12 protein-coding genes are annotated in these 13,163 nt (G+C 66.7%); 2 read left to right on the plus strand and 10 right to left on the minus strand.

Features of this window, described 5'->3' with window-relative positions; genetic code table 11:
* Positions 1-113 precede the first annotated feature (113 nt).
* Positions 114-560 carry a universal stress protein gene (locus IFT58_RS14420; RefSeq protein WP_188325425.1) on the plus strand — a complete coding sequence of 149 codons (447 nt, stop codon included), beginning with the start codon at positions 114-116 and terminating at the stop codon, positions 558-560.
* Positions 561-597: 37 nt separating this feature from the next.
* On the opposite strand, the gene IFT58_RS14425 is transcribed toward IFT58_RS14420, so the two are convergent.
* The 4 genes from IFT58_RS14425 to IFT58_RS14440 form a co-directional block, all read right to left on the minus strand.
* Complete coding sequence (locus IFT58_RS14425; protein WP_192082320.1) at positions 598-1,488, minus strand: type II CAAX endopeptidase family protein; 891 nt, start codon at positions 1,486-1,488, stop codon at positions 598-600.
* Between the two features lie 26 nt (positions 1,489-1,514).
* The gene (locus tag IFT58_RS14430; protein WP_192082322.1) at positions 1,515-2,006 is read right to left on the minus strand and encodes a helix-turn-helix domain-containing protein; all 492 of its coding nucleotides are present in this window, start codon (positions 2,004-2,006) and stop codon (positions 1,515-1,517) included.
* A 69-nt stretch (positions 2,007-2,075) separates the two neighbouring features.
* Positions 2,076-2,318 carry a hypothetical protein gene (locus tag IFT58_RS14435; RefSeq protein WP_188325422.1) on the minus strand — a complete coding sequence of 81 codons (243 nt, stop codon included), beginning with the start codon at positions 2,316-2,318 and terminating at the stop codon, positions 2,076-2,078.
* A 16-nt stretch (positions 2,319-2,334) separates the two neighbouring features.
* A complete protein-coding gene (locus tag IFT58_RS14440) occupies positions 2,335-2,622 on the minus strand; it encodes a DUF2782 domain-containing protein (protein WP_188327383.1) in 288 nt (95 codons plus the stop codon).
* A 97-nt stretch (positions 2,623-2,719) separates the two neighbouring features.
* Between IFT58_RS14440 and polA the strand changes: the two genes are divergently transcribed.
* Positions 2,720-5,494, plus strand: coding sequence for a DNA polymerase I (polA, locus tag IFT58_RS14445; RefSeq protein WP_192095681.1), 2,775 nt, complete (start codon positions 2,720-2,722; stop codon positions 5,492-5,494).
* 446 nt (positions 5,495-5,940) lie between these two features.
* Here the strand turns inward: polA and hemF are convergent, their stop codons facing one another.
* The 6 genes from hemF to cydB all read right to left on the minus strand — a co-directional run bounded on the left by hemF (position 5,941) and on the right by cydB (position 13,162).
* Positions 5,941-6,837: an oxygen-dependent coproporphyrinogen oxidase gene (gene hemF, locus IFT58_RS14450; RefSeq protein WP_192095682.1), complete on the minus strand. Its 897-nt coding sequence runs from the start codon at positions 6,835-6,837 to the stop codon at positions 5,941-5,943.
* Positions 6,838-7,147: 310 nt separating this feature from the next.
* Positions 7,148-8,431 carry a hypothetical protein gene (locus tag IFT58_RS14455; protein ID WP_192095683.1) on the minus strand — a complete coding sequence of 428 codons (1,284 nt, stop codon included), beginning with the start codon at positions 8,429-8,431 and terminating at the stop codon, positions 7,148-7,150.
* A 48-nt stretch (positions 8,432-8,479) separates the two neighbouring features.
* Positions 8,480-9,040 (minus strand): hypothetical protein, encoded by a 561-nt coding sequence (locus IFT58_RS14460; protein ID WP_192082330.1) that lies wholly within the window; start codon positions 9,038-9,040, stop codon positions 8,480-8,482.
* Between the two features lie 32 nt (positions 9,041-9,072).
* On the minus strand, positions 9,073-9,492 hold the full coding sequence (locus IFT58_RS14465; RefSeq protein ID WP_192095684.1) for an NUDIX domain-containing protein: 420 nt from the start codon (positions 9,490-9,492) through the stop codon (positions 9,073-9,075).
* Positions 9,489-11,858: a S9 family peptidase gene (locus tag IFT58_RS14470; RefSeq protein WP_192095685.1), complete on the minus strand. Its 2,370-nt coding sequence runs from the start codon at positions 11,856-11,858 to the stop codon at positions 9,489-9,491. The genes IFT58_RS14465 and IFT58_RS14470 overlap by 4 nt, the downstream gene beginning before the upstream one ends.
* A gap of 290 nt (positions 11,859-12,148) precedes the next feature.
* Positions 12,149-13,162 carry a cytochrome d ubiquinol oxidase subunit II gene (gene cydB, locus IFT58_RS14475; RefSeq protein WP_188325413.1) on the minus strand — a complete coding sequence of 338 codons (1,014 nt, stop codon included), beginning with the start codon at positions 13,160-13,162 and terminating at the stop codon, positions 12,149-12,151.
* Between the last annotated feature and the right edge of the window lies 1 nt (position 13,163).

Below are 13,163 nucleotides of genomic sequence, written 5' to 3' on the forward strand. Positions count from 1 at the left end.
GGCCTGCCGGGCAGGCCATGCTGCACTGCACTGATCCAGCTCAAGGCGCGGCCTGCACATTATCTGTGTAATGGTGATATTCCCACCTGGCCCATCCCGCAAGGAGTCCCGCCATGTACAAACGCATCCTGATCGCCACCGATGGTTCGGAGCTGGCTGAAAAAGGTCTTATGAAAGGGCTCGAACTGGCCAAGGACCTGTCCGCCGAAGTGGACATCGTGACCGTGTCCGAACCATGGGCCGTCGGCATGTACGACGCCATGGGCTGGAGCGTGGGCTACATGAACAGTCCCGAGTACAAGGCGGATCGCGAAGAAAGCGCGCAGAAGATCCTGCAGCCGGCCGTCGCCAAGGCGGAAGCCTACGGCGTGCGCGCGAATGCCGTGCACGTGCTGGACCGCTACGCCGCCGATGGCGTGATCGATATTGCTGACGAGCGCAGCACCGATCTGATCGTGATGACCTCGCATGGGCGACGCGGCGTGACACGTGTGCTGCTGGGCAGCCAGACGGCCGAGGTACTGGCCCGTAGTTCGGTGCCGGTACTGGTCATCCGTTGATCGCCAACGGACCGGGGTCCGCCCACTGGCGTCGGCTTTATCGTGCGAAGCGGCCCATCCGCCACGCCCGCCACATGACCAGCGCGCCGATGGCAAGGCAGACGGCCAGGCCGGGCAGCGAGGCCTCTGGGCCGAAGGCACCGCCGGTGAGCCATTCCGGCATACCTGGAACGGCCGTGCTGCGTGCGATCGCTGGACCCAGTTCGCTGCCCGATACGGCGGCACCGAAGACATAGCCCTGCGTGAAGTTCCAAGCGGCGTGCACGCCGATCGACATCCAGATACGCCCGGTCAGGGCGTAGAACGCAGCCAGCATGATGCCCGCCTCCAGCGCGATGCAGACCGCAGCAAAGACGGTGGCGTTCGGATTGGGCATGTGGCCGAAGCCGAACAGCGCTGCAGAGACGGCAAAGGCGATCCAAGGTCCAAAGGCGCGCCAGACCAGACGCAGCAGGATGGCGCGCAGCATCAACTCTTCGATGACCCCCGCCTGCAGCGCTTTGCCGGCGGCGATCCAGGCCGGCGCAGGGCCGGTAAACGTGATGTCGTACAGGCTGCATACGGCCATGATCGCCATCACCGCGGCGAACATCGCCGCACCGAGCAGCAGTCCCAGCAGCACCTCGGGCAGCAACGACCGCAGCGCGATCTCCGACGGGCGGCGCCCCTCACCGAACCGCACCGCCAAGGCATAGATTCCCAATCCGACCAGCACCGAGCCGACATAGCCCAGCAGTTGCGCTGGCCCGCTTGTCTTCGGTAGCAAGGTACCCAGCAGTTGGCCGGTGGACATCGAGCTCATCACCACCAGTACGAACAGCGCCACCACCCAGGCGAGTGCGCGCAACCAGCGGAAGCGGCCGGGCCGCAGCACGCGCTGGTCGCCCAGCTGGATCGGGTGCACGCGGGAACAGAGAGAGATCGCCATCAGGTACATCCTCGGGTGCGGTTGAGTCAGGGAATTGTGGAAGCGTCGTCCGGCAGCGTCGCCGCGGCGGCCGCGATGCGCTCGCCATAGGGGCGCTGGTGCAGGGCCGTGATGGCTTCGTCGAGCAGCACGGACAACGGCGAAGACAGCTCGGCGTCCAGCTGGGCGGCGGCTGCATTGGTGGCCGCCCACTGGCGCTGCAGCGCCGGGATCATCTTCACTGCCTTGGGTGTCAACGCGACGATCCGCTCGCGCGCATCGACTCCGGGCCTTAGGGCCAGCAGGCGGGCCGCGCGCATCTGTGCAACGGTCTGGCTGACGGCCGAATGGCTGATCCCGATCTGCAGCGCCAGCGTTTTGATCGATACCGGGCCCAACCGCATCAGTGCACGCAGCAGCGGGGTGTAGCGGGGCCGCCAATCCAGCCCGGCCGCCACGTAGGCCGACTCCACCTCACCGTCGAGCAGCTCGATCAGATGGCGGACCAGGGTACCGAGGGTGGCGGAGGGCAATGACATGCAGTGAATGTATAAGCGCTGTTATATATCCGCAACAGGACAAAGGTCACGGTCCGTCGCTGCACCGATTCAGTCGCGAAGTTTCAGGGTCTGCGATTCATCCAGGCTGCCGTCACCCTGCAGCACCACATAGCGCTCACCGCTGCGATCGAACAGCACCGGGATGGGTTCGCGGAACAAAGGCCGGCGTACGAAACGCAGCTGCCAGCCGAAATGCTCAAGAGTCTGTACTGCGGCCAGCTGTTCGCCGGTCAGCCCTTGGCGAAGGGCGACCTGGTCGAGGGCAGCGTTGCGGCGGTCGGCGGTACTCATCGCAGGAAAGCAGGCATCACCAGCTGTAGAGCTTCCAGTACACAGGGGACACCCCGTCCTTGGAATTATCCATTCGGCCATCGCCGTTCTGGTCGTACATGTAATACGGCGCGCCACGTGCCGGGGTTACCTTGACCATGCGCAACTGGCCGGACACGCGGTATTCCTCCACCACGTCGCCATTGTCCAGCGTGCGCTGGGCAACCTCGGCACCGGCCACGTCGACCGGCGGCATGCCGGCACCGCCGGACGTCGCGCAGCCTGCAAGCAGGAGCGCCAGGACCAGCGGGGTGGCAGGCATCATGCGTTTCATGGACGGGACTCCGGGGCCGGACGGGGACGGTGATTATGCCCCACCCGGTGTGGGCGCCGTGCATGCCACGGGCGCGTAGAATCGTCGCATGAGCAGATTAGTCCTTATCGACGGGTCCAGTTACCTGTATCGCGCGTTCCACGCGCTGCCGCCCCTGTCCAATCCGCAGGGTGAACCCACAGGTGCGCTGTTCGGCGTGGTCAACATGCTGCGGTCGACATTGAAAGAGCGCCCCGCGTTCGTGGCGTTCGTTGTCGATGCGCCCGGCAAGACCTTCCGCGACGACCTGTACGACCAGTACAAGGCCAACCGCCCGCCGATGCCTGATGAGCTGCGCAGCCAGATCGAGCCGATGTGCCGGATCGTCGAGGCGCTCGGCATCAGCATCCTGCGCATTCCCGGCGTGGAAGCCGACGATGTGATCGGCACGCTTGCCCTGCAGGGCGTCGCGCGCGATCTGTCGGTGACCATCTCCACCGGCGACAAGGACTTCGCCCAGCTGGTGCGGCCGGGTATCGAACTGGTCAACACCATGACCGGCAGCCGGATGGATTCCGACGCGGCGGTGATGGAAAAGTTCGGCGTACGCGCCGACCAGATCGTCGACCTGCTGGCGTTGATGGGCGATACCGTGGACAACGTGCCCGGCGTGGACAAGTGCGGACCCAAGACCGCAGCGAAATGGCTGGCCGAGTACCAGCACCTGGACGGCGTGATGGCCGCAGCGACTGGCATGAAGGGCAAGATCGGCGAGAACCTGCGTGCGGCACTGGAGCGACTGCCACTGAACCGCGAACTGGTGACCATCCGCACCGACGTCGCCCTGGATGCCGGCCCGCAGGACCTGCCGCTGCGCGAGCGCCATGTTGACGACCTGCGCGAGCTTTACGCACGGTACGGCTTCACCCAGGCACTGAAGGAACTGGAAGGCAGCGCGGGCTTGCCGCCTACCGTCAGCGAGGTGGTGCCAAGCCTGCGCGGCACCGCGGCGGGTTTCGCGCGTGGCGCGGGCGAGGAGGCCGCAGTCGCTGACGTGGACCCGTCGCTGTCGGTGCCCGGCGAGTATGAGACCGTGCTCGAGCCACAGCAGCTGCAGGCCTGGGTGGAGCGGCTGCAGCAGGCGGAGCTGATCAGCTTCGACACCGAAACCGATGCGCTGGACGCCATGCGCGCGCGGCTGGTGGGCATCAGCCTGGCCGTGGAGCCGGGCAAGGCGGCCTACATCCCGCTGGGTCATGACTACCCTGGCGCGCCGGCGCAGTTGCCGATGCAGCAGGTGCTCGATGCGTTGCGTCCGGCGCTGGAAGACGCATCGAAGAAGAAGCTGGGCCAGCACGGCAAGTACGACCTGCATGTGCTGCGTCGCCACGGCATCGCGTTGCAGGGCTACCACGACGACACCATGCTGGAGAGTTTCGTGCTGAACTCCACGGCCACCCGCCACGACATGGATTCGCTGGCCCAGCGCTACCTGGGCTACACGACGATCAAGTTCGAAGACGTAGCCGGCAAGGGCGCCAAGCAGATTTCGTTCTCGCAGGTGGGGATCGACGAAGCCAGCCGCTACGCTGCAGAGGACGCCGACGTGACCTTGCGCCTGCACCACGCGCTGCGCCCGCAGCTGGCGGCCGTGCCGAGCCTGGACGAGGTGTACCGCGACATCGAGATGCCGCTGGTACCGGTGCTGACCCGCATCGAGGCCCATGGCGTGCAGGTGGACATGGCCGAGCTGCGCCGACAGAGCCAGGACTTGTCCACGCGCATGCTGGCCGCCCAGCAGAAGGCCACCGAGCTGGCCGGCCGCAGCTTCAACCTGGATTCGCCCAAGCAGCTGCAGGCGGTGTTGTTCGACGAGCTGAAGCTGCCTGCGCTGGTGAAGACGCCCAAGGGCCAGCCGAGCACCAACGAAGAGGCACTGGAGGCCATCGCCGAGCAGCATGAACTGCCGCGGGTGATCCTGGAGTACCGCGGACTGGCCAAGCTGCGCAGCACCTACACCGACAAGCTGCCGGAAATGATCAACGCCGATACCGGCCGCGTACACACCAGCTATCACCAGTCAGGCGCCGCCACGGGCCGCCTGTCTTCATCGGACCCGAACCTGCAGAACATCCCGATCCGCACGGAAGACGGCCGCCGTATCCGCCGGGCGTTCATCGCGCCGGAGGGCAAGCTGCTATTGGCGGCCGATTACTCGCAGATCGAACTGCGGATCATGGCGCACCTGTCCGGCGACCCCGGTCTGGTGGGGGCATTCGAACAGGGCGCGGACGTGCACCGCGCCACCGCGGCAGAAGTGTTCGGTCGTTCCCTGGAGGAGGTCACCAGCAACGAGCGACGTGCGGCGAAGGCGATCAACTTCGGCCTGATGTACGGCATGAGCGCCTTCGGATTGGCGCGCAACCTGGGCATCGACCGCGGGCAGGCGCAGGACTACGTGGCGCTGTACTTCAGCCGCTACCCCGGCGTGCGCGATTTCATGGAGAGGATGCGGCAACAGGCGCGTGAGCAGGGCTACGTGGAAACCCTGTTCGGCCGACGCCTGTACCTGAACGACATCAACGCACGCAACCAGGGGCTGCGGGCAGGCGCGGAACGTGCCGCGATCAATGCGCCGATGCAGGGCACGGCGGCGGACATCATCAAAAAGGCGATGGTGAAGGTGGATACCTGGCTTCGCGAGTCGGCCGCGCCGGCGAAGATGATCCTGCAGGTGCACGATGAACTCGTCTTCGAATGCGAGGCGAGCTACATCGACGAGCTGCGTACCGAGGTCGTCAAACACATGTCGCAAGCAGCTCAGTTGCGGGTTCCGCTGGTGGTCGACACGGGCCATGGACTCAACTGGGACGAGGCGCATTGAAGCCTGAATACGCCTGCTGCGCCGACAGTCTGACTAAACGATGAATATTGCACGGGGCAGCAAAGGCTAAATGGGCCGCCTTCACGATTCATCAATGTTCGTAGTGCTTTTATAGCCATCAACAGGCGCAACGCCTGTTGTGGATCTCTCCCATCCCCTGGAGAAGATCTTGGAACGGGGGCTCCTCCCCAAGCACCCGTTCCCCGGCCCCGTTGACCTCCCCCTGGTCAGCGGGGCTTTTTATTTCCAGCTCCGGTACGCAGCACCGACCGGTGGCGCCGACTGATGGCGCCGACCGGTAGAGCCGACCGGTAGAGCCGACCGGTAGAGCCGACCGGTAGAGCCGACTTCAGTCGGCTGTCTTTGGCTGCCTTCGGCTGTCTTCAGCTGTCTCCCCCCCGCCATCACCCGCCATCACCCGCCACAGCCGCGCTACCGCCCCTGCCTCACGCCCAGTCGCGCGGCACCAGGTAATCCGCCAGCCGCGCCTCGGCACTGCCGGCCTCCGGCTCGAACCCGTACTCCCAGCGTACGCGCGGCGGCAGGCTCATCAGGATGCTTTCGCTGCGGCCACCGCTCTGCAGCCCGAACAACGTGCCGCGGTCGTAGACCAGGTTGAACTCCACGTAGCGGCCCCGGCGGTACAGCTGGAACTCGCGCTCGCGCTCGCCATGCACGGTGTCCTTGCGGCGCTGCACGATCGGCAGGTAGGCATCGAGGAAGCCATCACCGACCGCACGCAGGTAATCGAAGTCCCGCTCGAAGTCGCCGTGCAGGTCATCGAAGAACAGCCCGCCGACGCCACGTGTCTCGTTGCGATGGCGCAGGAAGAAGTATTCATCGCACCAGCGCTTGTGGGCGGGATACCGCTCCGGCCCGAAGGGCGCGCACAGGTCGCGGGCGGTGCCGTGCCAGTGCTGCACGTCCTCGTCGAAGGGGTAGAACGGCGTCAGGTCGAAGCCGCCGCCAAACCAGCTGGCTACCGTCTCACCATCACGCTGCGCCTGGAAGAAGCGCACGTTGGCGTGGGTGGTGGGCACCATGGGGTTGAGCGGATGGAACACCAGCGACACGCCAGTGGCCCGCCAGGTGGCGCCCGCCAGCTCCGGACGGTTGGCCGATGCGGAAGGCGGCAGGCGGCTGCCGGCCACGTCGGAAAAGCCGATGCCGGCCTGCTCGAACACCGCGCCATCGCGCAGGATACGGGTGCGGCCACCGCCCCCCTCGGCGCGCTGCCACTGGTCTTCCTGGAATCGGGCCTGGCCGTCGGCGCCCTCGATGGCGGCGCAGATGCGGTCCTGCAGGTCGGTGAGGTAGGCGCGTACGCGGTCGAATTCGTTCATGCCGTGCAGTTTAGCCGGTGCCCGTCACCCCCTGCAGGCCCGCATCCTGACGGTAGCGCCGAGCCGCGCTCGGCGGAGTGGCTCAGACCTCGCGGTGCCCGACGCAGGCCCGCATCCTGACGGTAGCGCCGAGCCATGCTCGGCGGAGTGGCTCAGGCCCCGCGGTGCCCGACGCAGGCCCGCATCCTGACGGTAGCGCCGAGCCGCGCTCGGCGGAGTGGCTCAGGCCCTGCGGTGCCCGACGCAGGCCGCGCTGCGCGCTCGCCGAGCGTGGCTCGGCGCTACCGACCTGCGCATCGCCGCTGGTGGCTCACCGCTTATGGTTGCGGGTGCGCGCAGGCGCCTCGGGTTCGGCCACGTCGTCGGCTGCTTCCTGCAGCATCCGGCCCATCGCGATCATGTCCCAGTTGGTCGTGGCCAGGACGTCGCAGGCCACGGCCGTGCCGCTGGCATCCGCCTTGCACAGGTGCTCCAGGGCTGCCCGCGCGTCCACCTCGGCACTGCTGTCCTGCGCGCTGACCAGGTTCTCGCAGCCTTCGCGCACACCGGCACGGCATACCGTCTGGTAGTGAACAGCAGCCTGCGGCCACTGCTCATCCAGCGCCAGCTGGTTCCCCAGCACGTTGCAGCCCTGCAGCCGCCCCGCCGCGCAACAGGCCTCCGCCGCGCCCTCAGCGGTCGCACCGGGGCAGTCCTGCGGCAGCGGCACGGCCTTGAACACCACGGCCGGGCTGCACTGCGCAGCACCGCCGACGCGGCGGTAGACCCGCATCTGCGTCCAATCGTCCATGCCGACCAGATGCCCACCGGCCAGCACCTTGAACACGAAGTCGCCGCCCTTGTCGTGGCGGATCCGGATCGCGCCGTCTTCCAGCCGGGCCCGGGCGTGGTCGCCGAGGCCAAACCCCACCAGCCCGCCATCAGCGAACTCCAGCGTGTCCAGCAGGCCGCCTTCGCTGCGGTACTCGCCGCAGGGGACCGCAGTGGCAGGCAGCGGCTGCGGCGCGGTGCCCAGTGACTGCAGTGGTGCGTGCAGTTCACAGGCGCTTTCATCGCCACCCGCGCAGCCGGCTTTCAGCGCGACCAGCGCCGTGTCGTAGCTGCCGGCCGTCCACTGCGCCTGCGCGACCTCGCGGCAGAACTCCCCTTTCGGATGCGCCAGGCAGAGCTTCTGCAGTGTCTGCCGGCGTGCAGCCGGCAGCACGATCTGCCGCTGGTCGAAGATACCGACAAGGGCCATCCCCATCGCCTTGGACAGGGCCGCCTTGGCTGCCTCCTCGCACGCCTGCTCATCGAAGGCAGGATCCGCTTCCTTGCACACAGCGGGTTCCTGCAGCACCGGGTCGTCATTCTGCGGGCGCGTGTCGGCACTGCGCGCCTCACTGGTCCACTCGCGCAGCAGCCCGCTGCACGCGGCCATCGTGCCCTGCTCGCACCAGCGCTGCAGTTGCGGTGCTTCGGCGGTATACATCTGGTTACCGCAGGTGGCGTCGTCATACACCGCGCAGTCCTGCGCAGCGACGCTGCCCGTGGCGGCCAGCAGGGCAAAGGGGAGCAACGCGCGCAGCAGGCGCACAGGCGTCTTCAGTGACATGGGGGACTCCAGGAAAAAACAGAAAAGGAAACGGCAACAGCAACGGCGTCAGTAGCGCGAGCGGATATCCGGACGCATCAATCGCCACGCCAGCCAGCCCTGCAGCGCGGCGAACAGCACGCAGCTGCCGAGCACGGTGAAGGTGAACAGCAGGCGCTGGGCCTGCAGCTCTTCGACCACTGGCGCGTCACCCAGCTTCATGATCAGCGCGGCCGCCACGCGGTCAAGCCACCACGCCACGCCGATATTGCCGATGCCGGTGATGACCAGCAGCCAGACGTAACTGATCAGTCCCCATCGGGTGCCTTTGTAAAGGCCCCAGCTGGAGACCAGCGAAGGCACGCATACGGCGCCCATCAGCAGGCTGGTCAACACAGGGTGTGCCAGCATCCAGCGCAGGCTGCGTGGCCAGTCATGTTCGGTCGCGGCGTCCACCAGCAGCTGCCACGGATGGCTGGCACCCAGCGGCCAGGCCAGCAGCGCCTGGAACAGAAACCACAGCACCATCGCCGCGCAGACCAGCAACGTGGTCAGCGCCAGCGGACGCACGAAATCCGTGCGCGGCGGCGTCATGCGGGGAGCGCCGAGGGTAGGAGGGGCTGATGACATCCGGTGTCCTTGCGGCAGGCGCGCGCTGGAAATCAGCGCGTGGCGAAGAGGGTACGTGCGGCGGGCAGGATATGGCCTTCGCTCAGTGCTGCCAAGCACACCCCGTGAGGTGGGTGCAGGGGAATCCAGATCAGCTCGGCGATCTCGGCCTGTGCGAGCGGCACGCCCTCCACACGGACCCACCAGACGTCGGCCTGTACACGCTGCCCGGGCTCGTTGACTGCCCACGCACTGAACTGGCCCAGCGCGATAGCGGAGTCGGCGAGCAGCTGCACGCCAAGTTCCTCGCGCAGTTCACGCGCCAGCGTCTGCAGCGGCGTCTCTCCCGGCTCCGGCTTTCCACCGGGCTGCATGAAGGCGGTGGCACCGTGCTTGCGCACCACCAGCACGTTGCCACGCCCATCATCGATCACCGCGGCGACGATCCGTATCGTCGCCGCGGCGGGGGTCACTTCACGTTCTCGTTGAACAGCTTGAGGATGCGCTTGTACTGGTCCAGCCACGAATCGGCGCGGGTGTAGCCGTGGCGTTCCAGCGGATACGGTGCGATGGACCAGTTGTCCTTGTGCAGTTCGATCAGGCGCTGGCTCAGGTTCACCGAATCCTGGAAGAACACGTTGTCATCCATCATGCCGTGGCCGATCAGCAGGTGGTCCTGCAGGTTCTGCGCATATTCGATGGGTGAGGAAACGCGGTAGGCCTCCGGGTCGATGTCCGGCGTATTGAGGATGTTGGCGGTGTACGCGTGGTTGTAGTTGTGCCAATCCACCACCGGGCGCAGCGCGGCACCGGCCTTGAACGTACCTGGCGAACGGAACAGCGCCATGAAGGTCATGAAGCCGCCGTACGAACCGCCGTAGATGCCGGCGCGATCACGGTCGCCCTGCTGCGTGTCCACCAGCCAATCCAGCCCATCCTTGTAATCTTCCAGTTCCGGGTGGCCCATGTTGCGGTAGATCGCCGTACGCCAGTCGCGGCCGTAGCCTTCGCTGCCGCGGTAATCCATGTCCAGCACGATGTAGCCCTGCTGCACCAGCAGGTTATGGAACATCTGCTCACGGAAATAGGCGGGGTAGCGCTGGTGCACGTTCTGCAGGTAGCCGGCACCGTGCACGAACATCACGATCGGATACTTCTTGCCGGGTTCCTTGTTCTCCGGCTCGTAGTACTTCGCCCAGACCACGCCGGCACCGTGCTGGGACGGCACCGCCACCAGCTTCGGCTGGATCCACTCACGTGCCTTGAACTCGGCGCTGCGGGTATCGGTCAGTACGCGTGGCTGGCCACCGCCGGCCGGCACCACAGCAAGCTGCGCAGGCAGGTAGGCTGCGGAGTAACGCACCAGCAGCTGCTGGCCATCCGGCGACACCGTGAAGTCTTCCACGCCGTTGAGGCTGGTCAGCTCGCGCACTTGGCGGCTGGCCACGTCCACGCTGCACACTTCGTAATCGTGCGGGGCCTGCTGGTTGCACAGGAAGTAGAACCCCTTGCCATCGGCGGACAGCGTCGGCGCGGAGGTCTCCCACTTGCCGCCGGTCAGTGCCTGCGGCTTGCCGTTGCCGGACTGGGTGTACAGGTGCGAGAAACCGGATGCTTCGGACAGCAGCCACAGCGTGCGGCCATCGGCCATCCAGCCGAAATCATTGAAGCCCCAGTTGATCCACGCCTCATCGGTCAGCCGGTCGCGGGTCTGCAGGCGGCCATCGGCAGCGGCCAGGCTGACGATCCAGCGGTCCTTGTTGTCGTTGGCGCGCAGCATGATCGCAACCTGCTGGCCATCCGCGCTCCAGCGGATGCCGCCGCCCATGAAGTCGCTCATCACCTCCAGCGCACGGTTGCCCTTCAGCGCGTCCTTGCCCGCCTTCTTGCGCAGCGCAGCCAGCGGGTCGGTGCCGATGCCGGGAAGTGCATCCAGCGACACTTTTTCCACCTTGCCGCTACGCGCATCGACACGCCAGAGCGTATGCGGCTCCGGATCGTTGCGGCCAACGCGGGTGCGGGTATCTTCGGTTTCCTCGTAACCGGATTCGGTCACATACAGCGGCATCTTGCTGGTGCGGCCTTCCTCGAAATCCTTCGGCTTGGTCACCACCAGCAGGTGCACCAGGTCCGGCGACAGCACGCTGTCGACGATCTCCACGTCGGCCCCGAGGAACACCGGGCCCGGCGCGCGGGTGCTGTCCGCTTCGCGCCAACGCTGGTCCTGTTCTTTCAGGGCTTCGCGCTGTTCGCGGTCGCGACGCAGGGTTTCCAGCGTACGCAGCTGCTGCTCGCGCAGGGTATCGGCCTTGGGGGGATCGGTCGGGTTTTTCTCTGCCTTCAGGCTGGCCACCTGGGCGACGCCGCTGGCGGCGGTCCAGTGGAACCAGTTCTGCCCGGTGCGCCAGATCACGCCGCCATCGACGGCGAAGTCGACCCCGGCGGCACGCTCGTTGCCACGGGTCAGCTGGGTCAGCGCACCACTGCGCAGGTCACGGACGAACACATCGCCGTTGCGCACGAACGCCATGCGCGTGCGGCGGCTGTCGTAGATCGGGTTGGCGACATCGAGGGTGCCGCGCTGGTCGTCGGCGACCTGGGTCGCCACGCCACCGGCAAGCGGCTGGCGGAAGGTGTCGCGGACCGCGCTGCCCTTGCGCTTGAGCTGGTATTCCACCTGCTGGCTGTTCCACGACCACCATGCCCGCTCGACCGGTGGTCCGATCCAGTCCGGATCGGCCATGGCCTGTTCGATGGTGATCGGGGTGGGCGCGGCGTACGCCGCCGGCGCAGCAAGTGCGGCGGACAACAACAGGGAAAGAGGCAGCACTCGGAACATGGGCGGACGGCACCAAGGATGGAAAACCGGCCAAGGGTAGCAGCCCGCTTCCCGCGGCGGCTGGCCCACAGGTCATGCCACCGCGGCAGGCAAAGCCTTCCTGCCGCCGGCACGGTAGCGCCGAGCCATGCTCGGCGAGCGCGCAGCGCGGGCTGTGTCCGGCATTGCGGTGCCGGAGGGATTCCGCCGAGCGTGGCTCGGCGCTACAACGGGATACTGCGAGCACGGTAGCGCCGAGCCGTGCTCGGCGAGCGCGCAGCGCGGGCTGTGTTCCGCATCGCGATGCCGGGTCAGTGGTAGCCCGCCCCTGCTTCCACCTTGCCGCGGAACACGCGATACGACCACGCGGTGTACCCCAGAATCACCGGCAACAGCACCACCAACCCGACCAGGCTGAAGCCCAACGACGAGGCGGGGGCGGCGGCATCCCATAGGGTCATCGTCGGCGGCAGCAGGTAGGGCCACATGCCCAGCACCAGCCCGGCAAAGCCGAGCACGAACAGCGCCATGCTGAGCAGGAAGGGCGGCAGGTCCCGCTTTGGATGGATGGCGCTGCGCCACAGTGCAAAAGCGACCCCGAGCGTCAGCAGCGGCACGGGGGACAGCCACCAGAAATTGCCGTCACTGAACCACCGTGCCATCAGGCGCGACTGCAGGAACGGAAGCCAGCAGCTGACCACGCCCATGGCCACGATCACGGCCACCACCAACGGCCGCGTCATCTTCCGTGCCAGTGCCTGCACCGGGCCATTGGTCTTCAACAGCAGCCAGGTACTGCCCAGCAGCGCGTACCCGGCGATCAAGGCGACGCCGGTGACCAGCGCGAACGGGCTCAACCAGCCGAACGCGCCGCCCTGGTAGACACCATCGACGATATCCAGTCCCTGCACCAAGGCCCCCAGGATCACGCCCTGCGCGAAGGTGGCCAGCACCGAGCCGACGGCAAACGCCACGCTCCACAGGCGCCGTGAACGGTGCGCCTTGAAGCGGAACTCGAACGCCACGCCGCGGAACACCAGCGCCATCACCAGCAGCAGCACCGGCAGGTACAACGCCGACAGCAGCGCAGAATAGGCCTTCGGGAACGCCGCCAGCAGACCCGCGCCGCCCAGCACCAGCCACGTTTCGTTGCCGTCCCAGATCGGCGCGGCGGTGTTCATCATCTGGTCCAGCTCGTCCTCGCTGTGGGCGAACGGGGCCAGGATGCCGATGCCCAGCACGAAGCCGTCCAGCAACACGTACATCAGCACGCCGAAGCCGATCACCGCGAACCATGCCACCGGCAGCCAGGTTGTCATCTCCATC

Origin of the sequence: Stenotrophomonas sp. CFBP 13718 (assembly GCF_014842145.1) — a bacterium.
In the GTDB taxonomy this organism is placed as follows: domain Bacteria; phylum Pseudomonadota; class Gammaproteobacteria; order Xanthomonadales; family Xanthomonadaceae; genus Stenotrophomonas.